At 68.5% G+C, this 25,892-nt stretch carries 23 protein-coding genes; 11 read left to right on the plus strand and 12 right to left on the minus strand.

The genetic code is table 11. From position 1 onward, the window contains the following. Positions 1-25: 25 nt before the first annotated feature. Positions 26-637, minus strand: coding sequence for a TetR/AcrR family transcriptional regulator (locus ACFSJG_RS11585; RefSeq protein WP_378485380.1), 612 nt, complete (start codon positions 635-637; stop codon positions 26-28). Positions 638-800: 163 nt separating this feature from the next. Here ACFSJG_RS11585 and ACFSJG_RS11590 point away from each other — a divergent pair, with 163 nt between their 5' ends. After that, entirely contained in the window at positions 801-1,751 is a 951-nt protein-coding gene (locus ACFSJG_RS11590; RefSeq protein ID WP_378485381.1) for a metal-dependent hydrolase, read from the plus strand. After that, positions 1,751-2,902, plus strand: coding sequence for a hypothetical protein (locus ACFSJG_RS11595; protein ID WP_378485382.1), 1,152 nt, complete (start codon positions 1,751-1,753; stop codon positions 2,900-2,902). Before ACFSJG_RS11590 ends, ACFSJG_RS11595 begins: the two co-directional genes overlap by 1 nt. 75 nt (positions 2,903-2,977) lie before the next feature. Here the strand turns inward: ACFSJG_RS11595 and ACFSJG_RS11600 are convergent, their stop codons facing one another. Further along, a complete protein-coding gene (locus ACFSJG_RS11600) occupies positions 2,978-4,507 on the minus strand; it encodes a class I adenylate-forming enzyme family protein (RefSeq protein WP_378485383.1) in 1,530 nt (509 codons plus the stop codon). A 108-nt stretch (positions 4,508-4,615) separates the two neighbouring features. Between ACFSJG_RS11600 and ACFSJG_RS11605 the strand changes: the two genes are divergently transcribed. Continuing rightward, positions 4,616-5,293: a TetR/AcrR family transcriptional regulator gene (locus ACFSJG_RS11605; protein ID WP_378485384.1), complete on the plus strand. Its 678-nt coding sequence runs from the start codon at positions 4,616-4,618 to the stop codon at positions 5,291-5,293. Further along, a complete protein-coding gene (locus tag ACFSJG_RS11610) occupies positions 5,290-6,954 on the plus strand; it encodes an acyl-CoA dehydrogenase family protein (protein WP_378485385.1) in 1,665 nt (554 codons plus the stop codon). The genes ACFSJG_RS11605 and ACFSJG_RS11610 overlap by 4 nt, the downstream gene beginning before the upstream one ends. A gap of 98 nt (positions 6,955-7,052) precedes the next feature. Here the strand turns inward: ACFSJG_RS11610 and ACFSJG_RS11615 are convergent, their stop codons facing one another. The 8 genes from ACFSJG_RS11615 to infC form a co-directional block, all read right to left on the minus strand. Continuing rightward, complete coding sequence (locus tag ACFSJG_RS11615) at positions 7,053-7,217, minus strand: hypothetical protein (protein ID WP_378485386.1); 165 nt, start codon at positions 7,215-7,217, stop codon at positions 7,053-7,055. Positions 7,218-7,261: 44 nt separating this feature from the next. Continuing rightward, positions 7,262-7,717, minus strand: coding sequence for a hypothetical protein (locus ACFSJG_RS11620; protein ID WP_378485387.1), 456 nt, complete (start codon positions 7,715-7,717; stop codon positions 7,262-7,264). 115 nt (positions 7,718-7,832) lie between these two features. Next, positions 7,833-10,316, minus strand: a complete 2,484-nt coding sequence (pheT, locus tag ACFSJG_RS11625) for a phenylalanine--tRNA ligase subunit beta (protein ID WP_378485388.1) — start codon at positions 10,314-10,316, stop codon at positions 7,833-7,835. Positions 10,317-10,352: 36 nt separating this feature from the next. After that, positions 10,353-11,423: a phenylalanine--tRNA ligase subunit alpha gene (gene pheS, locus ACFSJG_RS11630; protein WP_378485389.1), complete on the minus strand. Its 1,071-nt coding sequence runs from the start codon at positions 11,421-11,423 to the stop codon at positions 10,353-10,355. A gap of 41 nt (positions 11,424-11,464) precedes the next feature. After that, complete coding sequence (locus ACFSJG_RS11635; protein WP_378485390.1) at positions 11,465-12,277, minus strand: TrmH family RNA methyltransferase; 813 nt, start codon at positions 12,275-12,277, stop codon at positions 11,465-11,467. A 23-nt stretch (positions 12,278-12,300) separates the two neighbouring features. After that, complete coding sequence (rplT, locus tag ACFSJG_RS11640; protein WP_050065175.1) at positions 12,301-12,690, minus strand: 50S ribosomal protein L20; 390 nt, start codon at positions 12,688-12,690, stop codon at positions 12,301-12,303. Positions 12,691-12,752: 62 nt separating this feature from the next. Beyond that, positions 12,753-12,947 carry a 50S ribosomal protein L35 gene (gene rpmI, locus ACFSJG_RS11645; protein WP_007531459.1) on the minus strand — a complete coding sequence of 65 codons (195 nt, stop codon included), beginning with the start codon at positions 12,945-12,947 and terminating at the stop codon, positions 12,753-12,755. 53 nt (positions 12,948-13,000) lie between these two features. Next, on the minus strand, positions 13,001-13,696 hold the full coding sequence (gene infC / locus ACFSJG_RS11650) for a translation initiation factor IF-3 (protein ID WP_378485951.1): 696 nt from the start codon (positions 13,694-13,696) through the stop codon (positions 13,001-13,003). Between the two features lie 274 nt (positions 13,697-13,970). On the opposite strand from infC, the gene ACFSJG_RS11655 reads away from it, so the two are divergent. Further along, the gene (locus tag ACFSJG_RS11655) at positions 13,971-14,330 is read left to right on the plus strand and encodes a DUF1844 domain-containing protein (RefSeq protein WP_378485391.1); all 360 of its coding nucleotides are present in this window, start codon (positions 13,971-13,973) and stop codon (positions 14,328-14,330) included. Positions 14,331-14,612: 282 nt separating this feature from the next. Beyond that, positions 14,613-14,738 carry a hypothetical protein gene (locus tag ACFSJG_RS11660; RefSeq protein ID WP_378485392.1) on the plus strand — a complete coding sequence of 42 codons (126 nt, stop codon included), beginning with the start codon at positions 14,613-14,615 and terminating at the stop codon, positions 14,736-14,738. A gap of 94 nt (positions 14,739-14,832) precedes the next feature. Here ACFSJG_RS11660 and uvrA read toward each other — a convergent pair whose 3' ends face one another. Then, positions 14,833-17,754 (minus strand): excinuclease ABC subunit UvrA, encoded by a 2,922-nt coding sequence (uvrA, locus tag ACFSJG_RS11665; RefSeq protein WP_378485393.1) that lies wholly within the window; start codon positions 17,752-17,754, stop codon positions 14,833-14,835. A 153-nt stretch (positions 17,755-17,907) separates the two neighbouring features. Here uvrA and ACFSJG_RS11670 point away from each other — a divergent pair, with 153 nt between their 5' ends. From ACFSJG_RS11670 to ACFSJG_RS11680, 3 genes are read left to right on the plus strand one after another with little or no spacing between them, the layout of a single operon-like run. After that, the gene (locus ACFSJG_RS11670) at positions 17,908-18,597 is read left to right on the plus strand and encodes an MBL fold metallo-hydrolase (protein ID WP_378485394.1); all 690 of its coding nucleotides are present in this window, start codon (positions 17,908-17,910) and stop codon (positions 18,595-18,597) included. 47 nt (positions 18,598-18,644) lie between these two features. Beyond that, the gene (locus ACFSJG_RS11675; protein WP_378485395.1) at positions 18,645-19,190 is read left to right on the plus strand and encodes a pyridoxamine 5'-phosphate oxidase family protein; all 546 of its coding nucleotides are present in this window, start codon (positions 18,645-18,647) and stop codon (positions 19,188-19,190) included. Between the two features lie 47 nt (positions 19,191-19,237). After that, the gene (locus ACFSJG_RS11680; RefSeq protein WP_378485396.1) at positions 19,238-21,556 is read left to right on the plus strand and encodes a HelD family protein; all 2,319 of its coding nucleotides are present in this window, start codon (positions 19,238-19,240) and stop codon (positions 21,554-21,556) included. A 45-nt stretch (positions 21,557-21,601) separates the two neighbouring features. Here the strand turns inward: ACFSJG_RS11680 and ACFSJG_RS11685 are convergent, their stop codons facing one another. Further along, entirely contained in the window at positions 21,602-22,054 is a 453-nt protein-coding gene (locus tag ACFSJG_RS11685; RefSeq protein ID WP_378485397.1) for a universal stress protein, read from the minus strand. A 169-nt stretch (positions 22,055-22,223) separates the two neighbouring features. On the opposite strand from ACFSJG_RS11685, the gene ACFSJG_RS11690 reads away from it, so the two are divergent. Both ACFSJG_RS11690 and ACFSJG_RS11695 read left to right on the plus strand, forming a co-directional pair. Further along, a complete protein-coding gene (locus ACFSJG_RS11690; protein ID WP_378485398.1) occupies positions 22,224-25,028 on the plus strand; it encodes an alpha/beta fold hydrolase in 2,805 nt (934 codons plus the stop codon). Then, positions 25,025-25,891 carry an ABC transporter permease gene (locus ACFSJG_RS11695; protein WP_378485399.1) on the plus strand — a complete coding sequence of 289 codons (867 nt, stop codon included), beginning with the start codon at positions 25,025-25,027 and terminating at the stop codon, positions 25,889-25,891. The genes ACFSJG_RS11690 and ACFSJG_RS11695 overlap by 4 nt, the downstream gene beginning before the upstream one ends. Position 25,892 lies beyond the last annotated feature (1 nt).

Consider the following 25,892-nt stretch of genomic DNA (forward strand, 5'->3'; position numbering starts at 1 on the left):
CATGCAAGCCCATTCACAGGCGGGCTCAGCCGGACAGCGGCTGCGCGGCGATCGCGCTCCCCATCCATCGTCTCAGATACCGGCGCAGATCGTCGCCCTGGCGAGGAGGATCGCCGGGCGAGACGAAGAACGACTGCATGGTGCGCAACATGTACTCGACGAGGTCGTCGAGCGCCTCGTCGTCGTATCCGTAGCGCTCCCAGTCGACGTCGAACCGCCGGATCATCGTGGCGCCGAAGACACGGGCCTCGGCCGACAGCACCCCGTCGGGCTGGAAGTCCGAGTACGAACCCGTCAGGAGAATTCCCAGATGGGGCGTGCGACGCACCTCCGTGAGAGTGAACATCACGGACTCGACGGTGGCGTCGACCGGATCGGTGCGACCGGCGACCACGACGGTCAGGCGGTCGAGGAATCCGTCGACCGAGGCGATCGCCGCGGCCCGCATCAGCGCGTCGGCGCTCGGGAAGTACCGATAAACGGTCTGACGAATGACCCCGAGAGACTCGGCGACGTCGGCGATTCCGATGGCCGAGCCGGTCATTCCGATCAGCTCGACGGCGGCCTCGACAATCCGCTTCGACGCGTCCTCGTCGTTGTCCGGGGGACTACCGCCCCACCCGCGTCTGCGCGCCATCGAGCGGACGCTATCACAAGGCCCCGTGGACAAAAATATGTAACACGTTCTACCATGTGACCCAAAGTGATCATACGCGTCGACATTCCCGCGTATGTTCACGAATCGACGCGAGCGACATCAGACGAGACACCCGCCCAGCCCGAGATGCGAGGTACGGATAGTGACCGACCTACACCCCCGAAAAATGGACTTCGGATTCGACGACGCCGACGTGCCGTTCTGTTGGAATCCCGAGAACCCGGCCTGGTCGAACATGACCAACGCCGTGTCGTTCCTGGCCGTCGGCTTCGAGAAGATGATCGTGAAGCTGATCATGCAGACGAAGCCGCGGATCACCGATCCCGAGGTCGCGGCCGAGGCCGTCGCCTTCATGCGACAGGAGGGCCACCACTCCACCGCGCACCGGCAGCACGTGAACGCACTGATCCGCAAGTACCCCGGCCTGCAGAACACCCTCGACGCGGTCATCGGCGAATTCGACCTGCTCACCGAGCGGACCTCGATCGAGTACCGGCTCGCCTACACCGCCGACCTCGAGGCCACGTTCACGCCCGTGTTCAAGCTGATGCTCGACAATGAAGACACCCTGTTCCGCCCCGGCGACGACCGGATCGCATCGTTGTTCATGTGGCACTTCGTCGAGGAGGTGGAGCACCGCAGTTCGGCGCTCATCATCTACAACGCCGTCGTCGGCAGCGAGATGTACCGCATGCGCATGGCCGCGTCGGTCTTCGCGCACGTGCTCAAGGCGATCCGCATCGCGTGTGCAGGCTTCAACATGCACGTCCCGCTGTCCGACCGGAAGGTCGACGCGATGTCGCTGTTCGCGCGCCACCGCATCAAGCAGCGCGTCCTGACCGCCTTCGCGCCGTACCTGACCAAGGGGCCGATGCCCCGCGCATTCGACCACCTGCCGATGCGTGAGCAGCTCGCTGCGCTGTCCGGTGCCGTCAAGAGCCAGATGCCGGGCCACGACCCCGCCCACGAGAACCTGCCCATCCTCGCGGACCAGTGGTTCACTCGCTACGACGCGGGCTACGACTGCACCCGCTGGTACACGGCCGAGGAAGCCGCCGGCGGGGCCGAACCTGCCGTCTCGGGGGTCAACTGATGGCAGATCTCTGCACGCCGACCTTCGAGGACCTCGCCACCCGCCTCGGCTTCACCTGCGCCGAGGCCGGCGGCCTCGTCGAGTTCCGCAGTCCGACCGCCCTCGAGAACTGGACGCTTCCGGTCCTCGAGTTCACCATCGTCCTCGGCGCGATCCTCGCTCTCGTCTACGCGATCCTGCGGCTCCGCAGGCACGGTGACCCCACCAACCTGGTGGTGTGGTTCGGCGCCACCGCGTTCCTCTTCGTCATCGAGCCGCCGATCTACTTCCCGGACACCTTCGGAACCGAGGAGTATCTGGGAACGATGTTCGCGCACAACGTGTTCAGCGTCGAGTTCCTGTGGGGACGGCTGCCGCTGTACATCGTCGCGATCTACCCGTTCATGGCCACCATCGCATTCGAGATCGTGCGGATGCTCGGTGTGTTCAAGCGGTACGGGGTGATCGTGGGGGCGGTCTCCGTCGGGTTCGTGCACCACGCGTTCTACGAGATCTTCGACCACCTCGGCCCGCAGCTGCGTTGGTGGGAGTGGACACTCGACAACAAGGTCAACCTGCCGTTCTTCGATTCCGTTCCACTACCCAGCGTGGTCGTCTTCGCAGCGCTGTGGCCGATGTCGCTCGCGCTGTGCGCCCAGTTCTTCGTCGGCAAGCACGTCGACGCCGGCAGGCACTTCTCCGGCCTGCAGCTGGTGTGGCGCACCGTGGTCATCGGCCTGACCGCGTCGGTCGGGGTGTTCGTCCTCCCGCTGCCCGCGACGGTGTTCGGTGCGGGCAGCGACACCGTCCGTGGCTTCCTGTACGCGGCCGAACTGGTGGTGCTCTCCGCCGTGGCGATCTGGGCGCTGACGACGCAGTGGTCTCGGATGCGGTCCGGCACCTCCGACATCCCGCCGTACTCGAACGACTTCGTCCGCTGGTACGCGATCGTGTATCTCGCGGTGTTCGCCCTGCTGTGGGCGACAGCGCTCCCCGACTTTTTCGACGCGGTCGACGGTGTCACCGCAAACGGCGACCCGGTCGGCAGCCTCTGGTACACCGCAGGCTGTTTCGTGATCGCGATCCTCAGTGTTGCCGCGACGTTCACCGTTCCGCGGCCCGCACCGGACGCGACTCCCGCTGCCGCCTCCGGGGAACCCGCGGCGGTCTAGGCACGACGGCGCCGCCGGGGCAACAATCTTGGTGCCCCGGCGGCGCCGCTGTTCGCAGGTCCGCCGACCGCGGACCTACAGCACCGACTCCCGCAGGACGTGCTTGGTGAGCTTGCCCGAGGGATTGCGCGGCATCTCGTCCACGAGCACCACCTCACGGGGGATCTTGTAACGAGCCAGCTTGTCGGACAGGTAGTCGCGCAGGTCCTCGAGCTCGACCGTTGCGCCGTCCACCGGAAGGACGACGGCGACGACCGTCTCACCCCACTCCCGATGCGGTCGTCCGATCACCGCGACGTCGAGCACGTCGGCGCGGGGCCGGATCGCCTCCTCCACTTCCTGCGAGTACACGTTCTCACCGCCGGTGATGATCACGTCCTTCGTACGGTCGACGATGTAGATGTAACCGTCGTCGTCGAGTCGTGCGACGTCTCCGGTGCGGTACCAGCGACCCTCGAACGCCTCGTCCGTCGCATCCGGGTTGTCCAGGTAGCCGACCATTCGCGTGTCGCCGGCGAGCCAGATCTCACCGGTCTCGCCGGGGGCTGCGTCGACGCCGTCCGCGCGGACCACCCGCAGGTCGACACCGGGCATTCCGCATCGTCCGATCGAACCAGCCTTCTCGATCTGCTCGTGCGGGTACAGCGCGGTTCCGGTCGGGCCCATCTCGCTCATCCCGTACACCTGGTAGAAGTCCTCGGACCGGTAGGCCTGCTGGAGTGCCCGTGCCACCTCGGCGCCGATCGGTGCGCCTCCGTAGGTCCAGCGGCGGACGGACGACAGGTCGAAACTCGCGAGGTCGAGCCCGGCTGCCTTCGCTGCCTGGATCGGGGCGAGGTAGGCGATCGGGGCGCCGAAGAACGCGGTGACCCGCTCCGACTCCACGACCTTCAGGAACTCGATCGGGTGGTACTCCCGCATGAGCACGACCGTCCCGCCCAGGAACATCGTCGGTACGAACCAGACGTTGAGCGGAGCCGCATGCCATATCGGCATCGCGATGAGCACCCGCTCGTCGCGATCGAGGCCGAGCGTTGTGGAGATGTAGGGCGCGACGGTGGTGATCGAGCGATGGGTGTGCAGGCAGCCCTTGGGCGCACTCGTCGTGCCGGAGGTGTAGAGGACCTGAGCGATGTCGGTCTCGTCGACCTCGACGCCTTCCCATTCCCCGGCGTCGGCGACCAGGGCGTCGAAGTCGCTCGCGGCGTCCTCCACGGAGCTCGCGCCCGATTCCGTGAGCAGCCAGTCGACCTGCGGTGCACCACTTTCCGCGCTGCCCCTCAGATCGGCCGAGACCACTCCGACCTTGGCTCCGCAGTGCCCGAGGGTGTACTCGACCTCCGGTGGGGCGAGCTTGTGGTTGACCGGGACGAGCGACGCGCCCGCCCGCCACGCGCCGAATGCGGCGACGGCGAATCCTGGACTGTTGTAGGTCATCACGGCGACCCGGTCGCCGTGCTGCACACCCCGTGCGCGGAGGACCGCGGCCGCTCGCTTCGACGCGGCGAGCAGTTCGGCGTACGTGATCCGCTCGTCGCCGTAGACGATCGCGTCCTTCGTCGGGTACTTGCGCGCCGTGCTCTCCAGCATCGTGGTCAGGTTCATGAATTCTCCTCGTGCTCGGCGCGATGCCGGTGGACGTTGCCGTGGCGCCGGAATCGTTCTACAGTTCGGTCTCGAAGGATTGAATCATGATTCATACTATTGGGGAAGGTGAGAACCGACGTGGCCTACCGGCCGACCGAGAAGACGCGGGCAGCGAAGGCCCAGCGCCGAGCAGCCCTCCTCACCGAGGCCACCGAACTCGTCGCCGAGGGCGGATTCACCGCAGCGACCGTGAAGGCGATCGCCGAGCGCTGCGAGGTCAGTGTCGGCTCGGTGTACTCCCACTTCGACGGCAGCACGGACTTGTTGGCGTCGGTCTTCCGGCGGGGCGCCGACCAGGAACTCGAGGCCGTGCGCGCCGCCGTCGCTGCCACCGAGGGTGGTGCGAACCGACTCCGCGCCCTCGTCGAGACGTTCGCGCAGCGCGCCATCCGCGGCAGGCAACTGGCCTGGTCACTGCTCTTCGAACCCGTGGATCCCCGGATCGATGCCGAACGCCTCGCCTATCGCGCCGACTACCACGCCCTCACCACCGAGATCCTTCGTGACGGGATGGAATCGGGCGAGTTCCCCCGCCAGCATCTCGAGGTGACGGCCACCGCACTGATCGGCGCGATCAGTGAAGCGCTCACCGGACGACTCTCCCCGACCCACGCCGTGACGACCGATGCCGACGACGCCGACACCGTCGAGGCCATCCTCCGGTTCTGTCTCCACGGCGTCGGTCATGTGGCCCCCGAAACCCGCTCGACGAACCCCTCACCAGACGAAGGAATCGACCCATGACCGCAACCGCACCGTCCGGATTCCGCACACACGAGGTGTTCAACCAGGCACCGCCTCGAATCGACGTCAACGAGTTCACCACGAACATCCCCCTGGTCGAGGGCGTTCGGAGGTACGACTCCGGCTGGGCCACAGCGGAACTCACCGCGATCGGCGCACTCGTGGGCACCGAGTCGTTCCAGCACGACGCCGAACTCGCCAACACGATCACGCCGGAGTTCCACTCCCACGACCGCTACGGCAACCGGATCGACGAGGTCGAGTTCCACCCCGCCTACCACCGCATCATCGGGGCCGCCGTCGAGCACGGCGCACACACCTCCGCCTGGGCGGATCCGAAACCGGGCGCGAACGTCGCACGAGCCGCCTCGTTCATGCTGTTCGCCCAGGTCGAGCCCGGGCACGCGTGCCCGATCTCTATGACACATTCCGCGGTCCCGGCAATCGAACTGTCCCCGAACCTCGCAGACCTGTGGCTGCCACGCCTCTACGGCCGCGGATACGACGGGAACCTCGTCGCACCCGGAGACAAGCCCGGTGTGCTCCTCGGCATGGCGATGACCGAGAAGCAGGGCGGGTCGGACGTCCGCGCGAACACCACCCGCGCCGTGCCGAACGCCGACGGAACCTGGTCGCTCACCGGCCACAAGTGGTTCTGCTCGGCGCCGATGTCCGACGGATTCCTCATTCTGGCCCAGACCGAACACGCCGGCTCGCAGGCGCTCTCCTGCTTCCTCGTGCCGAGGGTCCTCGAGGACGGCACCCGCAACGTGTTCCGCATCCAGCGCCTCAAGGACAAGCTCGGCAACAAGTCGAACGCGTCCTCGGAGATCGAACTCGACGGCACTGTCGGGCATCTCGTCGGCGAACCCGGACGCGGCGTGCGCACCATCATCGAGATGGTCGCGCGCACCCGCCTCGACTGCGTGTACGGGTCCACTGCCGGCATGCGCCAGTCCGTGGCGGAAGCCCTGTGGCACGTCCGCAACCGAACCGCCTTCGGCGCGACCCTGATCGACCAGCCCGCGATGACCGCCGTGGCCGCCGACCTCGCCCTCGAGTCGGAGGCCGCCACCGTCACGTCCCTGCGCCTGGCGCGCGCACACGACGACGACGCCGACGACACCGAGAAGGCGTTCCGCCGGCTCGCGACCGCGGTCGCGAAGTACTGGATCTGCAAGCGCGGACCCCACCACGCGTACGAGTCGCTCGAATGCCTCGGCGGCAACGGGTACACCGAGGCGTTCCCCCTCGCGCGGCGGTACCGCGAACAGCCGGTCATGGCGGTCTGGGAGGGATCCGGCAACGTCATCGCGCTCGACGTGCTGCGGGCGATGACCCGGGAACCGGAGTCGGTGCAGGCGTTCGACGCCGAACTCACGAAGGCCCGGGGTGCCTCCGCGCTGTTCGACGCGCACCACGACCGGATGCGCGCTGCCCTGACGGAGCTCGCGACCCTCGACCAGGGGGACGCACAGCTGCGGGCGCGGTCGGTCGCGGCGTCGATGGCGTTGGGCCTCCAGGCGTCGCTGCTGCTGCAGAACTCTCCGACGGCAGTCGCGGAGGCGTTCCTCGCCGCGCGGCTCGGCCCGGACCGCGACCTCGAGTACGGCTCGCTGCCGGCTGGTACGGACTTCGGCGCCATCCTCCAGCGGCACTGACGACCGTCGTCGTTTCACGGATCGGCCCGCTCCGTCCGCCGGTTGATCGACGGACGGAACGGGCCGATCTGGATAACAGGTGTGGTTAGGGCCGTGACCTACCGGATCGAGCGAGTGTCCTTCTCGAATCCTTCGGTCTGGGACCCTGAAGAGGAAGGACCGCCCTTGATGGAGAGAATGAAGAGCGCGACCACCCCGACCAGCACCACAGCGATCGTGGCGATCACCACGATGTAACCGAACACGACACCAATTTCCACCATCACGACCTCCGTAGTCTTGTTCCGTCCACCGTACCCACGCCGGTTCAGTCCTTTCGTAGCGACCTACGGATCTCGGCGAGCCTCTCCTGCGCAGCCTTCTCCCTCGCCGCGTACTGCTCCTCGACGGTGCGACCGGTGCCGGACGACGCGTCGAGTTCGGTTGCTCCGTCAGCCGTGCCGGCACGGGTCTCGATGCGCTCACGGACCGCGTCGAACGTCGGCACCCCGGCATCGGTCCAGCCGGTCAGCGACTCGGCACTTCCGGGCGCCATGACGACTCCCGGTTCGTCGACGACCTGAGCATCGACGATCTCGGCCGGCGGCGGCACCGCCGGTACCGGGACAGCAGGCGCCGGTCCCGGAACGATTCCGATCTGCAACGCTGCGGCGCGCAACGCCGTCAGGTCGGGGCGACCCGCGGTCGCCGCGGCGACCACCGCACGGAGTTCGTCGTCGGTCAGCGCGTTCATCGCATCGACGATGGCCTGGGTATCGGTCACAACGGCACCTCATTCGGTCGGTACGTCAAGGCTAGTCCGATCCGGAACGGTTCGACCAGCACGCGACGAGGGCCGCCCCATCCGACGACGGAGCGGCCCTCGCGAACTGGAACTCTCAGGCGCGCAGCGTCGCTCCGACGGCCGCACCGGCCGCCGCCACTGCCGCATCGCGGGCGGCACTCGCCTCGTCCTCGGTGAGGGTTCGATCGGTTGCACGGAATCGCAGCGCGAAGGCGAGCGACTTACGTCCGGCACCGACCTGTTCGCCGGTGAACACGTCGAACAGGCGAATGTCCTCGAGGAGTTCACCGGCACCACCGCGCAGCGCCGCCTCGACCGACGCCGCAGCCACGGTGTCGTCGACGACCACCGCGACGTCCTGCAGCACCGCGGGGAACGGCGACACCCGCGGAGCAGGCAGCGATTCCGCGACGGGCAGGGCATCGAGGTTCACCTCGACGGCACACGTACGAGCCGGCAGGCCCGCTCGTTCGAGGACGGCCGGATGCAGTTCGCCGGCGTGCCCGACGACGACACCGTCCACAAGCAGTTCGGCGCACCGGCCCGGGTGCCACGGAAGGTGCTGGGCCGCACGGCGCTCGAGCGTCACACCGGCGGCCGCGGCGATCGTGTCCGCCGCGGCGAACGCGTCCGAGGCCTCGGCGGCACGTCCCACGCCCCAGGGTCCGCTCGGCTCGCGAAGGCCGGTGAGGACCGCACCGACGTGCAGCGGCTGCTTCGGCAGCGACTCCACCAACTCCGCGATCTGTGCATCTGTCGGCCTGCGGTCGACCGGCAGCGCCTGCACCGCCTTCGTGTCCGGACCGGGCTGGACCACCTGCTGGAGGCCGTAGAGCGCGAGGTCGCGCTGGCCCCGAGAGACGTTGCGGGACAGGATCTCCAGCAGACCCGGCAGCAGCGTGGTCGCCAGCTCCGGGCGATCGGATTCGAGCGGGTTCAGCACCCGGCTGGTGACGCGGCGCGGATCGTCCGCATCCAGGCCCCACACGTCGAAGACCGCTGCGGGCAGGAAGACCGTCGGGAGAACCTCGGCGTATCCGTCGAACGCGAGTGCCTTGCCGACGGCGCGGCGTCGCCGCTGCTCGGGGGTCAGGCCACGCCCGGCGGGTGCCGCGGGAAGCACCGACGGGATCTTCTCGAGGCCCTCGAGTCGCAGCACCTCCTCGACGAGGTCGGCGGGCTGGGTCAGGTCGGGACGCCACGTCGGCGGCGTCACCACGAGGTGCCCGAGGCCGTCGTCGACGGAGACGTCGACGGTGCAGCCGATCTGGGTGAGGCGATGGGCCGCGGTACCGTCCGGGTAGGTGACTCCCGCCACCCGGCTGGGCAGATCGAGATCCATGAAAATCGGGGTGGGATCGGCGACCGAACCGGCATCCGTCAGCACGGGCTCGACGTGGCCGCCGGTGATCTCGGCGAGCAGCCCGGCCGCCCGTTCGAGTGCCGCGACGGAGAGCGCCGAATCGACGACCCGCTCGTAGCGCTTGGACGCCTCCGAGATCAGCTTGTGCCTGCGCGAGGTGCGGAACACGGCGAGCGGATTCCAGATCGCCGCCTCGAGGAGAACCTCGGTGGTGCCGGGGCCGACTTCCGTGCTCGCACCCCCCATCACACCGGCGAGCGAGATGACACCCGAGTCGTCGCAGATGACGACGTCCTCGGCGTCGAGAGTGCGCTCGACCTCGTCGAGGGTCGTCAGGGTCTCCCCCGCAACGGCACGGCGCACCACGAGGCCACCCGAGACCTTGGCCGCGTCGAACGCGTGCAGCGGATGCCCGAGTTCGAGCATCACGTAGTTCGTCACGTCGACGGCGGGAGAGATCGGCCGCACGCCCGACAGCAGCAGTCGGCGCTGCATCCACCAGGGAGTGACGGCAGCCGGATCGACGCCGGTGACCCGACGCAACGCGAACCGGGTGCATCCGGACTCGGGCCGAACGTCGAGCGGCCACGCGTCGCCGGACGCCTCGAAGGGTACCCCGGCGGCCGGGTCGACGTACTCGAGGTCGAAACCGTTGGCCAGCTCACGGGTGAGGCCGCGCACCGAGAAGCAGTAGCCGCGGTCCGGCGTGATGTTCAGCTCGATGATGGTGTCGCCGAGGCCGAGGATCTCGCCTGCTGCCGTACCCGGCGCGGCCGTACCCGGCTCGAGGACCAGGATCCCGGAGTGGTCCTTGCCGATCCCGAGCTCGGAGGCCGAACACATCATGCCGTTCGACACCCGGCCGTACGTCTTCCGGGAGGCGATCGCGAAATCCCCTGGCAGCACCGCACCCGGCAACGCTGCGACGACGAGATCACCGACCGCGAAGTTCCGTGCGCCGCAGACGATCTCCTGAAGGTCCTCGCCGCCGACGTCCACCCGGCAGAACCGGATCGGCTTCTTGAACTCGGCCAGTTCCTCGATCTCGACGACCCGGCCCACCACCAGCGGACCCGACACCAGGGGCACGGCGTCGACTTCCTCGACCTCGAGACCGACCCGCACGAAACCTGCGTCGAGTTCCTCGGGGGTCACCTCCCAGCCCGGCGTCGCCCGCTGCAGGATCTGGGTCAGCCACGATTGCGCTACTCGCACGTCTACTCAGCTCTCTCGTTCGCTCTGCTGGTTCACTCAGGCCTGAACACCGAAGGGCAGCGTGAAACGCACGTCACCCTCGACGATGTCACGCATGTCCGGGATTCCGTTGCGGAACTGCAGGGTCCGCTCCAGCCCCATCCCGAACGCGAACCCGCTGTACTCGTCCGGATCGATTCCGCTGGCCCGCAACACATTCGGGTTGACCATGCCGCAGCCGCCCCATTCCACCCAGCCGGCGCCACCCTTCTTGCCCGGGAACCACACGTCGACCTCGGCGGAGGGCTCGGTGAACGGGAAGTAGTTGGGTCGCATACGGGTTCGCGTGTCCGGACCGAAGAGCGCGCGAGCGAAGGCGTCGAGCGTGCCCCGCAGGTGCGCCATCGTCAGGCCCTTGTCCACCGCGAGGCCTTCGATCTGCGAGAAGACCGGCGTGTGCGTCGCGTCCAGCTCGTCGGTCCGGAACGTACGGCCGGGGCACACCACGTACACCGGGAGGTCCCGCGAGAGCATCGTCCGCACCTGGACCGGTGAGGTGTGGGTGCGGAGCACCTGACGCGACCCCTCCGGCGCGATGTGGAAGGTGTCCTGCATGGTCCGGGCCGGATGGTCCGGCAGGAAGTTCAGGGCATCGAAGTTGAAGTGCTCCGTCTCGACCTCCGGGCCCTCCGCGATCTCCCAGCCCATCGCCACGAACACGTCGCTGACCTGCTCGGAGATGATGGTGATGGGGTGGCGCGCGCCGACGGGCCGGCGGCCGGACGGGACGGTGACGTCGATCGCCTCCGCGACCAGGACCGCGGCGTCGCGTTCCGCGAGCAGCACCTCACGCCGGGTGTCGTACGCGGCGCCTGCCCGAGTGCGGGCCGCGTTGACCCGCTTGCCTGCATCCGCCTTCTCCTTGCCCGGAAGCGATCCCAGCGCACGGCGCACGAGCGACAGCGGCGCCTTGTCCCCGAGATGCTCCGTCTTCGCGACGGCGAGCGCGTCGAGGTCGGCCGCCTCGGCGAACGCCTGTTCCGCGGCGACCGCGGCCGCGGTGAGCGACTCCTCGGTCAGCGCCTGCGCGTCGATGGTCGGTGCACTGTCGCCCTCGTTCTTGGCCACGGCTCGTCGTACTCCTCGTCGTCGGTTCTGCAGGGCAGATTCTAGGTGGTCGGGCGAGACGCGGAATGCTGCACCCGGGCACTCGAGTACAGGCAGATCGCGGCCGCCGTCGCCAGGTTCAGCGATTCGGCACGACCGTGGATCGGGATCCGCACGCGATGGTCCGCTCGTGCGGCGAGCTCCGGATCGAGTCCGTGCGCCTCGTTGCCGAACAGCCACGCCGTCGGCCCCGCCAGGAGGTCGTCCGCCTCGTCCAGCTCCACCTCGCCGTCGGCAGCGGTCGCGAGCACGCGAACCCCCGCATCGGCCAACGAGCCGAGAACGACGTCCACGTCGCGCTCACGGGCGATCGGCAGGTGGAACACGCTGCCCGCCGAGGATCGGACGGCCTTGCCGTTGTGCGGATCGACACTGTCGCCCGCCAGCACTGCGGCATCCGCGCCGACCGCGTCCGCGACCCGGATCACCGTGCCCGCGTTCCCCGGGTCGGAGATCGCCACCGGCACCGCGAGCAGTCGAGGCGACTCCCCCAGCGCCTGCGCCAGCGGGACGTCGACCAACCGGCAGACGGCGACCAACCCCGGCGGCGTCACGGTGTCGCCGAGCGCCTTCGCGGCACGATCCGTGACCGGCGAGACCCGCACGCCCAGCGCGAGCGCACGCTCCACGAGATCGGAGTGCCGGACCGCCGCGTCGGTCGTGACGAACAGTTCCTCGGCCCGACCGGTGTCGAGGGCGGCGGTCACCGAGTTCGCGCCCTCGGCGAGGAACCTGCCCGCCTTCCGGCGGTCCGCGCCGCGAAGCAGCTTGACAGCAGAAACGACCCGTGGAGTCCGCTCGGTGAACGGGTCCACGGGTCGCTCCTGGATCGGCTTGCTCAGGCCGCTTCCCCGGCGGGAGCGTTCACGTCGGCAGGCAGTGCTGCCTTCGCGACGGCAACCAGACCGGCGAACGCCTCGGCGTCGGAGACCGCGAGCTCGGCGAGGATCTTGCGGTCGACCTCGACACCAGCAGCCTTCAGGCCCTGGATGAAGCGGTTGTAGGTGATGTCGTTCGCACGAGCGGCGGCGTTGATGCGCGAGATCCACAGCTTGCGGAAGTCGCCCTTGCGCGCGCGACGGTCACGGTAGGCGTAGGTCAGCGAGTGGAGCTGCTGCTCCTTGGCCTTGCGGTAGAGGCGCGAACGCTGGCCGCGGTAGCCGGCGGAAGCCTCGAGAACGGAACGGCGCTTCTTCTGGGCGTTGACTGCCCTTTTTACGCGTGCCACTGATAAATCCTGTCAATCGGTCGGACGCGGCTGGCGCACCCGAGGGGTGGTGGAAAGTCGAATCAGATGCCGAGCAGGCGCTTGACGCGGGGGACGTCGGCCTTGTCGACCACGGCGACGCCGTCGAGGCGGCGGGTGACCTTGGTGGCCTTGTGCTCGAGCAGGTGGCGACGTCCGGCCTTCTGGCGCAGGATCTTGCCGCTGCCGGACACCTTGAATCGCTTCGAGGTGCCGCTGTGGCTCTTGTTCTTGGGCATGGAGTCCTCAGTTTCCGTTTCTTGTACTGCTGCGTACTGCCAGCTGGTCTTCGTCAGCTCGCAGGCGTGTCTGGGGTCTGCGGGGCCGCGGCCTCCGGAGCTGCGGGAGCCTCGGGTGCGGGCGCGGGTGCCGCCGCTGCGGGACGTGCGACGCGCTGCTGTGCCTGCTCCTGCGCCTTGACGCGAGTCTTGGCACCCTTGTGCGGCGCCAGCACCATCGTCATGTTGCGGCCGTCCTGCTTCGCGGACGTCTCGATGAAACCGAGATCGGCGACATCGGCACCGAGACGCTGCAGAAGCCGGAATCCCAGCTCGGGGCGGGACTGCTCGCGACCACGGAACATGATCGTGACCTTGACCTTCGACCCGGCCTCGAGGAAGCGAACGACATTGCGCTTCTTCGTCTCGTAGTCGTGGTCGTCGATCTTGGGGCGGAGCTTCTGCTCCTTGATCACGGTCTGCTGCTGGTTCTTGCGCGATTCGCGCGCCTTCTGCGCGGCCTCGTACTTGAACTTGCCGTAGTCCATGATCTTGCACACCGGCGGACGCGCGTCGGGAGCGACCTCGACCAGATCGAGGTCCGCGTCCTGCGCCAAGCGGAGTGCATCTTCAACACGCACGATGCCAACCTGCTCACCACCCGGTCCGACAAGTCGAACCTCGGGTACGCGGATGCGCTCGTTGATGCGAGTCTCAGTGCTGATGGGGCCTCCTAGGTAGTGCGGCGTGGTCGTCCTGACCGCCGGCAGCCCGCCTGCCCATGTCCCCAACAAAAGAACCCCGCTGGAAGAATCTCCAGTCGGGGTCCGATGTCGACCGATCAGGCAACGGATGAACGTCACCTCCCCGAATGGGGAACCCGGCACGAACCTGCGCACCCCAGACTGAGGCGGCGGGCTCGAAACCCGGATGACCGGAACCGTTGACCTGCGAATTGACTTCACGGAACGAACGGTGGGAGTCGGACTCCACTTGCTGCCCCCGACATCATCGGGGGCGGTCGTGTGTGAAAGTCTAGCAGCCATGACAGACGCATCGCACGCAGGGCAGAACGACGACGCCGAGGTTCGCGAACTGGCGGAGGTCCCGGCGGTCGAGGTGATCAGCCGGGCGGCCGTCATGTTGATGAGCTCGGCCGCGGAGAAGCTCGGACTGTCTGCGGAGGACCCGAGCGAGAGCGCCCACCTCGATCTCGACGAGGCCCGCCGTGTCATCACCGCGCTCGCGGGCCTGGTCACGGCGTCGGTCGAGTACCTCGGCCCGCACGCCGGCCCGATCCGGGACGGACTGCAGGCGCTGCAGCGCGCCTTCCGTGAGGCGTCCGCGCATCCCGACGAGCCAGGCAAGGGTCCGGGCGAAAAGTACACCGGACCGGTGTACTGAGAACCCCGTTCGTCACGTGATGAAGATCACTTCTTGATGTCGTTTCCGATTCGCTGAAAGACGAAGTTCCGACCGGCACCGTCGTGTACAAAGATCCGCGAATGCAGTGGAGGCGCCGCATTGCACGAGCGGTCACTGCGATCGGGGGATCATCGCCACGGCCGTCGTCATGTACCCGCCGGGCCAAGCGGGGACACGGTTACCGATCGATTTCCGACACCCCAAGCCGCCCGCGTGCGCGCGCGACGGTCGGATCAGCACATCATCACCAAGGAGACTTCAATGGGCATCAACCCCGGCGACATCGACGGCCTGTTCGGATCGCTCGCAAACATCGTGAACTCGCTCCTCGCGGGCGGATCCTCCATTCCCGGCGACGTCGACGCAGGTGGCGGCACCGCCGCCTGATTTCAGTCGTCCACAGCACCGATGCCGGTGGGCACGGACCTTGCGGTCCGTGCCCACCGGCATCGCTCGTTTCGAGCGGTTCGCGCCTCTCGCACTACCCCCGTGCGGCCGCCACCTTCCGGGGCGCCCTCTTACGCTTCGGCTGTGCAGCGGCAGGCGTTCCCGCCAGCGCCTCCTTGAGGAACGTGCCCGTGTAGCTTTCCGGGACCTGTGCGACGTCCTCGGGGATCCCCTGCGCGACGACCGTTCCACCGCCCGAGCCGCCCTCCGGCCCCATGTCGACGATCCAGTCCGACGTCTTGATGACGTCCAGGTTGTGCTCGATCACGATGACGGTGTTGCCCTTGTCGACGAGCCCGTTCACCACACCGAGCAGCTTCCGGATGTCCTCGAAATGCAGGCCGGTGGTCGGCTCGTCGAGGATGTAGACAGTCCTGCCGGTGGAGCGTTTCTGCAGCTCCGCCGCGAGTTTGACGCGCTGCGCCTCACCGCCGGAGAGCGTCGGCGCCGGCTGTCCGAGGCGGACGTAACCGAGGCCGACCCGAACGAGGGTCTCGAGGTATCGGTGGATCGAGGTGATCGGCTCGAAGAACTCCGCCGCCTCCTCGATCGACATGTCGAGAACCTCGGCGATCGTCTTGCCCTTGTAGTGCACCTCGAGCGTCTCCCGGTTGTACCGGGCACCGTGGCACACCTCGCAGGGCACGTACACGTCGGGCAGGAAGTTCATCTCGATCTTCAGCGTGCCGTCGCCGGAGCACGCCTCACAGCGTCCACCCTTGACGTTGAACGAGAAGCGGCCGGGCTGATAGCCGCGGACCTTCGCCTCGGTCGTCTGCGCGAACAGGGTGCGGATCTTGTCGAACACCCCGGTGTACGTTGCGGCATTCGACCGCGGAGTCCGGCCGATCGGCGACTGGTCCACCTGGACCAGCTTGTCCAGTTGGTCCAGTCCGTTGATACGGGTGTGCCTGCCGGGGACCTGCCGGGCGCCGTTGAGCTTGTTCGCCATCACCGTCGCGAGGATGTCATTGACGAGGGTCGACTTTCCGGACCCCGACACACCCGTCACCGCGGTGAGCACCCCGAGCGGGAAACTGACGTCGATGTCCTTGAGGTTGTGTTCCTTCGCACCGACGACCGTGACCTGCCGCTTCTTGTCGACTGCCCGGCGCACCAGGGGCACCTCGATCACGGACCGACCGGACAGGTACGCGCCGGTCAACGACTCCTCACACTTCAGGAGGTCGGCGTACGGTCCGCTGTGCACGACCTGACCGCCGTGTTCGCCGGCGAGGGGTCCGATGTCGACGACCCAGTCGGAGGCGCGGATGGTGTCCTCGTCGTGCTCGACGACGATCAGTGTGTTGCCGAGGTCGCGGAGCCGGGTGAGGGTGTCGATCAGACGCCGGTTGTCCCGCTGGTGCAGACCGATCGACGGCTCGTCGAGGACGTACAGGACACCGACCAGCCCGGATCCGATCTGGGTCGCCAGACGGATGCGCTGGGCCTCGCCACCGGACAGCGTGCCCGCCGCACGCGACAGCGACAGGTACTCCAATCCGACGTCGAGCAGGAACCCGAGGCGGGCCTGAACCTCCTTGAGCACCTGCCCGGCGATCGCCTCCTCACGGGCGCCGAGCGTCAGCGAGTCGAGGAACCTGGCGCATTCGGCGATCGACAACTCGGCGACGTCGGCGATCGACTTCTCCCCGTACTCCCCCGCCTCGATCGTCACGGAGAGGATCTCGGGGCGCAGTCGAGCGCCCTGGCAGGCCGGGCACGGGACGTCCCGCATGTACCCGTCGTAGCGCTCCTTCATCTGCTCCGACTCGGTCTGTTCGAGCCTGCGATGCAGGAACGGCATCACGCCCTCGAACTCGGCGTAGTACGACCGTGTTCGTCCGTAGCGGTTCTTGTACTTCACATGAACCTGATGTTCGCTGCCCTCCAGAACCGCGCGGCGGGCCTTCGCGGGCAGTTCACGCCACGGCGCGTCGATGTCGAAACCCATCGCATCGGCGAGGCCCGACAGCAGCCGACCGAAGTACTCGGACGTCTGGCCCATCGACCACGGTGCGATGGCGCCCTCGGCGAGGCTCAGCTCCGGATCCGGGACGACGAGCTCGGGGTCGACCTCCTTGCGCATGCCGAGTCCGGTGCACTCGGGGCACGCGCCGTACGGCGAGTTGAACGAGAAGGACCGCGGTTCGAGATCGTCGATCGCCAGCGGGTGCCCGTTCGGGCAGGCGAGGTTCTCGGAGAAACGTCGTTCACGGTCGGGTGCGTCGTCCTCCCGGTCGACGAAGTCGAGGACGACGATGCCGTCGGCCAGCCGCAGCGCGGTCTCGATCGAGTCGGTGAGTCGCTGTTTCGAACTCGCCTTCACGGTCAGGCGGTCGACCACGACCTCGATGTCGTGCTTCTCCTGCTTCTTCAGCTTCGGCGGGTCGGTGAGCTGATGCACCACACCGTCGATGCGGACACGCGCGTACCCCTGGGTGTTGAGCTGCTCGAACAGGTCGACGAATTCGCCCTTGCGGGTGCGGACCACCGGCGCCAGCACCTGGAACCGGGTGCCCTCCTCCATGGCGAGCACCTGATCGACGATCTGCTGTGGTGTCTGCTTCGCGATTCGCTCACCGCAGGCCGGGCAGTGCGGAGTCCCCGCGCGGGCGTAGAGCAGACGCAGGTAGTCGTAGACCTCGGTGATGGTGCCGACCGTCGAACGCGGATTGCGGTTCGTCGACTTCTGGTCGATCGACACCGCGGGCGAGAGGCCCTCGATGAAGTCGACGTCCGGCTTGTCCATCTGGCCCAGGAACTGCCGCGCGTACGCGGACAGCGACTCGACGTACCGACGCTGCCCCTCCGCGAAGATGGTGTCGAAGGCGAGCGACGACTTACCGGACCCCGAGAGCCCGGTGAAGACGATCATGCTGTCCCGGGGCAGGTCGATGTCGATTCCCCGGAGATTGTGTTCACGCGCCCCTTGCACGATCAGGCGGTCCGCCACACGCTGTCCTTTCTCGCGCCGCACCGCCGGTCCCGTGTTCGCCGGTTCGGAGTTCTCGGCCGCCATCCATCGTAGGCCCGAGGTCCGACACGGTTTCGCCACGACGTCGTCGCCGACCCGTCACGAGTGCCGTCGCGACGGTAGCCTCCCCTCATGGACCAGCGGCTGATGCGCATCGACGACCACTACACCGGTGTACTCACCCAGGGTGGCGATCCGCAGCGACGAACGATCGCGGACGCGACGATCACGAAGATGTCCGTCGGCCCGATGGACAACAACGCCTACCTCGTCGTCGACGCGGGCACGGGCGAGTCGCTGCTGATCGACGCGGCGAACGAGGCCGATCGGCTGACGGATCTGCTCGAGGCCGCCGCCCCGCACCTCGGGTCGATCGTCACGACCCACCAGCACCCCGACCACTGGCTCGCACTGGCCGAGATCGCCGCAGCCACCGGGGCGCCGACCATCGCGCACCCGCTCGACGCTCCAGCACTCCCCGTGGTGCCGGCGCAGACGGTCTCCGACGGCGACCTCGTGGAGGTCGGCCGCCTCGCTCTCGAGGTCATCCACCTGTCCGGGCACACCGAGGGCTCGATCGCGCTCGCGCTCACCGACCCCGCCAACGGTCAGGTCCACCTGTTCACCGGGGACTCGTTGTTTCCCGGTGGTGTCGGCAAGACAGCCGACGCGCAGATGTTCGACTCGCTGTACCGAGACGTGACCACCAAGCTGTTCGAGCGCTTCCCCGACGACACCGTCGTCTACCCCGGCCACGGCCGGGACACGACACTCGGCGACGAGCGGCCGTTCCTCGCCGAGTGGCAGGAGCGCGGCTGGTGACCTGACCAGGCCGCGCGCTGCGCGGCCCCGAGGGAGAGGGACCTGCGATGACCGATCCGATCACCGATCTGGACGAGCGTTACAGCGAGCCCGGGGCGTTCCCGGTCAGCTGGGAGTGGGCCCGTGACCTCGTCAGGGACGCGGAGATCTACTGGCTCAGCACCGTGCGCCCCGACGGCCGCCCGCACGTCACTCCCCTCATCGGTGTGTGGGTCGACGACGCCTGGCACTTCTGCACGGGTCCCGGCGAGCGGAAGGCCGTGAACCTGGACGGCAATTCTGCCGTCGCGGTGACCACGGGGACGAACGTCTACGCCGAGGGGTTCGACATCGTCCTCGAAGGAGCCGCCACGCTCGTGTCGGACGAGGACCTGTTGCAGCGCCTGGCCGACGCGTACGTGGCGAAGTACGGCAGGCAGTGGCGTTTCGAGGTGACCGCAGGCGGTTTCCGCGGAGGCGGCGGACTCTCCCGCGTGTACCGGGTCTCACCGGTGACCGGATTCGGGTTCGGAAAGGGGCCGTTCGGGCAGACCCGGTGGCGATTCGCACGGCCCGGATCAGGGGTTTCCGCACCGGCGACCGACGGCGACTAGACTCGCTGGGCACTTTTCGCCCTGACGAATCCGCCGAGGAGTTCCACTTGCCCGACGAGGCGGCCACCGGCCCCGACCGCACCATCACCGACGAACAGGAGCACGAGCAGCAGCACGTGTCGCTCCTGTACGACCGTCTCGACGGCCTTCGCCGGTACGCCCAGTCCCGCCTGGCCTCGGTCCTCCTCGAGACCGGAGGCACTCCGCAGGCGCGCAGCGAGCGCGAGTCGTTCACGCAGATGTACAGCGAGGACATCGCCAAGTACGACGCGGCCGAGAACGGGCTCTGTTTCGGACGAATCGACCTCGACCCCGAGGAACTGGAGGCGGGTGCAACCGCGGCGGACGCCCGCCGGTACGTCGGCCGCGTCGGGATCCTCGACGAGGACGACGACTACGAGCCACTGCTGCTGGACTGGCGGGCCCCGCTCGCCCGGCCCTTCTATCTCGCGACGACCGCCTCGCCGGAGGGCGTCACCCGGCGCAGGCACATCCGCACCCGCAGCAGGCGCGTCACCGGCATCGCCGACGAGTATCTCGATCTCGAGGCCGCGCAGCGCGCGGGTGTCGCGGGCACCGCGCGCGGCGTGGCGGGCGAGAGCGCGCTGTTGACGGCGTTGAACGCCGCGCGAACCGGGCACATGGCCGACATCGTCGAGACGATCCAGTCCGAGCAGGACGCCATCATCCGGTCCAACCACAAGTCCGTGATGGTCGTCCAGGGTGGCCCGGGGACGGGCAAAACCGCGGTCGCACTGCACCGCGCCGCGTACCTGCTGTACACCTACCGGCAGCAGCTGGCGAAGTCCGGTGTGTTGATCGTGGGACCGAACGCCACCTTCCTGGACTACATCGGGCAGGTCCTGCCCTCACTCGGAGAGACCGGCGTCCTCCTCTCCACCGTCGGCGACATGTATCCGGGTGTCACTGCCACGCAACAGGATTCACTGGAGACCGGCGCGGTCAAGGGCTCGCTCGACATGGTCGCGGTACTCAAGCAGGCCGTGCGGGACCGGCAGTCGGTCCCGAGGAAGCCGATCACGATCCCCTTCGACACCTACACGGTCACCCTGGATCGCAAGATCGTCAGCCGGGCCCGGGGCCGGGCAAGGTCGTCCCGCAGGCCGCACAACCTTGCGCGCCCGCTTTTCGTCTCCGCCGCGGTCGAGGCGCTGGCCGACCAGTTCGCCGCCAACCTCGGCGCGAACGTGCTCGGTGGATCGAACCTACTCAGTCGCGAGGACGTCGCGGACATCCGCGACGAGATGCGCCAGGATTCGGCGCTGATGGCGGCGATCGACGAGTACTGGCCGCGGCTCTCGCCGCAGCAGGTTCTCACCGACCTGCTGCAGTCGCCCGAACGGGTCGACTCCGCCGCGCCCGACCTCACTCCTCGACAACGCGCGCTCCTCCACCGCGACCGGCACACCGGCTTCAGCGCGGCGGACGCGCCCCTGCTCGACGAACTCGCCGAACTGCTCGGTGTGGACGACGCCGCCGAACGTGACCGCGCGGACCGCGAGTGGCGGGCGCAAATCGAGGACGCGCAGGGTGCGCTGGACATCCTCACCGGGTCCGCTCCCCAGGATCTCGAGGACGAGCTGGATCCGGAGATCCTCATGGCGTACGACCTCGTCGACGCGAGCCAGCTGGCGCAGCGACACGAGATGCGCCAGCAACTGACGGCGGCCGAACGCGCCGCAGCCGACCGGACGTGGACGTTCGGCCACGTGATCGTCGACGAGGCCCAGGAGCTGTCGGCGATGGCGTGGCGAATGCTGATGCGCCGCATCCCGAATCGCTGGATGACCCTGGTCGGGGACACGGCACAGACGGGTGACCCGGCGGGCAGCTCGTCGTGGCAGTCGGTGCTCGAGCCGTACGTCGCGAACCGCTGGAAGCTGACGGAGTTGACGGTGAACTACCGCACTCCGTCGGAGATCATGGCGGTGGCGCAGGACGTGCTCGCGGCGATCGACCCCGACCAGTCCGTTCCCCGGTCTGTTCGTGACTCAGGGTCGGTGCCCTGGGCCCGTCGTGTCTCCCGTGAGGGTCTGACCGCGGAGGTCCGCGCGCGGGTCGCAGCGGAGACGGGGCCGGGCCTGGTGGCGGTGATCGCATCCGAGGACACGGTGGCCGACTACCGGCATCTGCACGGCGGCTCGGTGAGCGTGCTGTCCGTTCGGGAGGCGAAGGGACTCGAGTTCGACTCGGTCGTCGTCGTCGAACCGGCAGCGATCGTCGGCGACTCGCCTCGAGGGATGAACGACCTGTACGTCGCGCTCACGCGCGCCACGCAGCGTCTCGGCGTCGTCCACTCGGAGGCGCTGCCGGAGGTCCTGTCGAAGCTGACTCCACCGGCCTAGGACCGACTGCCGGTGCCGACTCCGAAGTGTCGGCACCGGCAGGGCTCAACGCACGGTGTGGACGATCAGGACGTCGCAGGTGGACTTGCGGGCGGCATCCGACGGGACGGAGCCGAGAAGGCGCCCGGTGAGAGTGTTCAGCCCCCGGTTGCCGACGACCAGCAGGTCGGCCTCGAGCTCGTCGACCAGCGTCAGCAGCGAATCGACCGGTGCACCCACGACGGCCCGCTCGTCGATGTTCGCCGCACCGGCCGCCTGCGCCCGCTCCCGCGCGGTCCGCAGGATCTCGTATGTCGGCGCGGAACCGGTGATCTGGTATGCGTCCTCGCGCAGGGCGTCCTGCGCGGACTCGATGTCCTTGGGGTCCGCCGGGTAGTAGGCGCACGCGATGACGAGCGTCGCGCCGGCGTCGCCGGCCAGTGCCGCAGCCTTGTCCACCGCTTTCAGCGACGAATCCGAGCCATCGGTCCCCACAACGATGGTGCGGTAGGCACTCATTCTTCCTCCGGTTTCTCACGCGCCGGGTACGGCGCATTGTCGTTGCCGGGCATGGCACCCAACCCCGTGGGACACCCGGCCGCTTGCCGTAACCCTAGTCGGATGCCCGTCCGGTGAGGGGGAATTGCGCGCCAAGCCACAGCCGTGGTGTCTGGCAGGATTGCATCTCATGCGCCTCCGTCGCCCCACCGGACTCGCCGCCGCAGGCATTGCGGCCGTGGTCGCGGTGACGGCGGCCGGGCTCGCCGTGGGAGTGCGGGGGACGTCCGGCGACCCCGGATCCACGCAGGACGTGACGCTGTCGGTGACCGAGTCACCGGGTTCGGACGCCGACGTGCAGATCGACGCGCGCCTCCACCTGCCACGGCAGACACCGGCTCCCGCAGTCCTGCTCGCGCACGGATTCGGCGGCTCCAAGGACACCCTCGACGCCCAGGCGCAGGACCTCGCGGCGGACGGATTCGTGGTCCTGACCTACAGCGCTCGCGGATTCGGCTCGAGTTCCGGCCGAATCACGCTCAACGACCCCGATCGTGAGGTTGCCGACGCCCGATCTCTGATCGACTGGCTGGGGGCTCGGCCCGAGGTCCTGCGCGACTCCCCGGGCGATCCTCGCGTCGGGGTGACCGGCGCGTCCTACGGAGGCGCGCTCTCGCTGATGGTGGCCGGAACCGACCCGCGGGTGGATGCGGTCGCCGCGGCGATCACCTGGAACGACCTGGGTCGGGCGCTCTTCCCCAACTACGGCGCACCGACGACGGCGCCCACACCGGCGTCACCGGGCTATGCGGGCCCCGGCGTGCTCAAGCGCGGGTGGGCGGGAATCTTCTTCGGCGCAGGCGTTTCCGGTGGCGACTCGGAGGGCGACACCGGCCCGTGCGGCCGGTTCGACCCGACGATCTGTCTTGCGTACGCCCCCGCCGCCGAATCTGGTACTCCGACAACGGAACTGCTGGACCTTCTGAGATCCCACTCGCCCGCGTCGGTGGCCGACCGGATCACGGCGCCGACGTTGCTGCTCCAGGGCGAGCAGGACACGCTGTTCGGACTGGACGAGGCCGATGCGAACGCCCGGCAGATCGCCGCCGCGGGCACACCGGTGCAGGTGCGCTGGTTCCCCGGCGGCCACGACGCCGGGGGCGACTCGGACGGCAGCCGGGCCGCCGCTGCTCGCTTCCTCACCGAACGCCTGGGTTCTCCCGCAGGCGACCCGGCACCCGCGGACGAGCCGACACCGTTCGTGTTCACCGTGCCCGGCACGGGCAGCGGCGAGGGGCAGTCGTACCGGCGCAGAACGGCCCCGGACTACCCGGGCCTGACCGCCACCTCGCCGGCCACACCACGGCACGGGTTGACGCTCTCCGGTCCCCCGCAGACCGTCGATCGACCTCCCGGTGCCACACCCGCGGCGATCTCGTCCGTTCCGGGTGTCGGCGCTGCCGCGAACCTCCTCGGAGCGGCCGGTGTTGCCACCGACCTGGTGGCGGATCCGCCGGGACAGACCGCCCGATTCGCGACGGCGCCGCTGCCCGAGGCACTGACCGTCACCGGGACGTCCACGGTCTCCCTCGCGGTCACGACGACGGCCGCCTCGGGTGAGGGCGTGCTGTACGCGAAGCTCTACGACGTGTCGCCGCAGGGCCGCCACCTGCTCCCCGGCGGCGCCGTGTCTGCGATCAGGATTGCCGGAGACGCCCCCGGACAACGCATTCCGATCACCGTCAGCCTCCCCGCGATCGCCCATCAGGTCGCCGAGGGGCATCACCTCGAACTCGCGGTCACCACCACCGACCAGGCGTACGCGACGCCGCTGACACCCGCCCGATTCACGGTCGAACTCGCGGACACCACCCTGACCGTGCCCAGCGTCGACTCGACGTCGTCGACTCGCGCACTGCCGTTGGCCCCGCTCGTCGGGATCGGCGTCATCGCCGTCGCCGTCGCCGTACTGATCGGAATCGGTGTGGTCCGATCCCGCCGTCGTGCCGTCGTCGATGCCGACCCGGCACTGGCCGGCACCCCACTGACCGTGACGGGCCTCCGCAAGACCTACGCCAACGGGTTCCGCGCCGTGGACGGGGTCGACTTCACCGTCCGCCGCGGGGAGGTGATGGGGCTCCTCGGCCCCAACGGGGCCGGCAAGACCACGACCCTGCGGATGCTGATGGGACTGATCACACCGACCGAGGGCGAGATCCGCGTATTCGGGCACCGCGTGACCCCCGGCGCCCCGGTCCTGTCCCGGCTCGGATCGTTCGTCGAGGGCTCGGGGCTGCTTCCCCACCTCAGCGGCATCGACAACCTGCGGCTGTACTGGCAGTCGACGGGCCGGCCGACGGCCGAGGCGCGGATGGACGAGGCACTGGCGATCGCGGATCTCGGCGATGCGGTGCACCGCAGGGTCCGCTCCTACAGTCAGGGCATGCGCCAACGGCTCGCGCTGGCCCAGGCGATGCTCGGACTGCCTGATCTGCTGGTGCTCGACGAGCCGACGAACGGCCTCGATCCGCCGCAGATCGCCACGATGCGGGACGTCCTGGTGAACTACGCGCGCAGCGGTCGAACCGTTCTCGTCTCGAGCCACCTGCTCGCAGAGGTCGAGCAGACGTGCACTGCCGTCGTGGTGATGAATCACGGCAGGGTGATCGCCGAGGGAACCGTCGAAGAGTTCACCTCGGCTCAGGGTGCGACGGACGTCCGAGTCGACGACGCAACCGCGGCGGAAACAGTGCTCGCCGGCACCCTGCCGGTCCAGGTGCATCGTGTGGACGCCGATCGCATCCGCGTCGATCTCGGCGACACCGATCCCGCCGACATGGTTCGCGTGCTCGTCGGGGCAGGTGTCGCGGTACGGCAGGTCGCGCGGACGACGCGGCTCGAGGAGGTGTTCCTGCGACTGGTGCACACCTCGGACCACCGTGACGCGGACACGGCACACGCATCGGGAACTGCTCGCGAAGTGGAGGACCCGTGACCGACGAGTCGATCGTTCCCGCCGACGGGCGCGCCGACGGCTACCGAGCGCGGCGCACGTTGCCGCTCCGTACCGAACTGGTGCGGCAGTGCAAGCGGCGGCGCACGCACCTGGCGCTGGGATTCCTGGCGGCGCTGCCGCTGATTCTCGTGGCCGCGTTCGCGATCGGAGGCACCGGACCGAATACGGGCGGGTCCGACCTGATCGACCTGGCGACCCGCAGCGGGGTGAACTTCACGGTCTTCACGCTGTTGATGTCAGTGGGCTTCCTGCTGATCGTGGTGGTCGCGTTGTTCTTCGGCGATTCGGTCGCCAGCGAGGCGTCGTGGTCGTCCCTTCGCTACCTGCTCGCGATTCCGGTGCCACGCAACCGGCTCCTCCAGCAGAAGGCGATCGTGTCGGCGTTGTTGTCCGTCGTCGCGCTGATCCTGCTGGTGGCCGTCGCGCTGACGGTCGGCACGGTCGCCTACGGCGCCGGCGCTCTCGTCACCCCGTTCGGCGACTCACTCGGGTACTGGGAGGCGATCGGGCGGCTCTGTCTGGCGCTGACCTACATCGCGGTGAACCTGATCTGGGTGGCGGGACTGGCGATGCTGCTGTCGGTCCTCACCGATGCCCCACTCGGCGCCGTGGGCGGCACGGTGATGGTGTCGATCCTCGTGCAGATCCTCGACCAGATCACCGCACTCGACCACTGGCGCGACTACCTGCCGGGCCACTTCTCGTTCGCGTGGACCCGATTCCTGGCACCCACCGTCGACTGGCACGACATGGTCATCGGATCGTTCTCCGCCCTGGCGTACGGCGCTGCCTTCGCGGTGACCGCCTGGTTCGTGTTCGCCCGCAAGGACATCACCAGCTGAC

It is taken from the genome of Rhodococcus gannanensis, from assembly GCF_042681175.1.
In the GTDB taxonomy this organism is placed as follows: domain Bacteria; phylum Actinomycetota; class Actinomycetes; order Mycobacteriales; family Mycobacteriaceae; genus Rhodococcus_G; species Rhodococcus_G gannanensis.

Coding starts and splice junctions, on each gene's coding strand:
- ACFSJG_RS11585 (WP_378485380.1), bottom strand. CDS start 637: ATGGCGCGCAGACGCGGGTGGGGCGGTAGTCCCCCGGACAACGACGAG.
- ACFSJG_RS11595 (WP_378485382.1), top strand. CDS start 1,751: ATGGCAGATCTCTGCACGCCGACCTTCGAGGACCTCGCCACCCGCCTC.
- ACFSJG_RS11600 (WP_378485383.1), bottom strand. CDS start 4,507: ATGAACCTGACCACGATGCTGGAGAGCACGGCGCGCAAGTACCCGACG.
- ACFSJG_RS11610 (WP_378485385.1), top strand. CDS start 5,290: ATGACCGCAACCGCACCGTCCGGATTCCGCACACACGAGGTGTTCAAC.
- ACFSJG_RS11615 (WP_378485386.1), bottom strand. CDS start 7,217: ATGGTGGAAATTGGTGTCGTGTTCGGTTACATCGTGGTGATCGCCACG.
- rpmI (WP_007531459.1), bottom strand. CDS start 12,947: ATGCCCAAGAACAAGAGCCACAGCGGCACCTCGAAGCGATTCAAGGTG.
- ACFSJG_RS11655 (WP_378485391.1), top strand. CDS start 13,971: ATGACAGACGCATCGCACGCAGGGCAGAACGACGACGCCGAGGTTCGC.
- ACFSJG_RS11660 (WP_378485392.1), top strand. CDS start 14,613: ATGGGCATCAACCCCGGCGACATCGACGGCCTGTTCGGATCGCTCGCA.
- ACFSJG_RS11670 (WP_378485394.1), top strand. CDS start 17,908: ATGGACCAGCGGCTGATGCGCATCGACGACCACTACACCGGTGTACTC.
- ACFSJG_RS11675 (WP_378485395.1), top strand. CDS start 18,645: ATGACCGATCCGATCACCGATCTGGACGAGCGTTACAGCGAGCCCGGG.
- ACFSJG_RS11685 (WP_378485397.1), bottom strand. CDS start 22,054: ATGAGTGCCTACCGCACCATCGTTGTGGGGACCGATGGCTCGGATTCG.
- ACFSJG_RS11690 (WP_378485398.1), top strand. CDS start 22,224: ATGCGCCTCCGTCGCCCCACCGGACTCGCCGCCGCAGGCATTGCGGCC.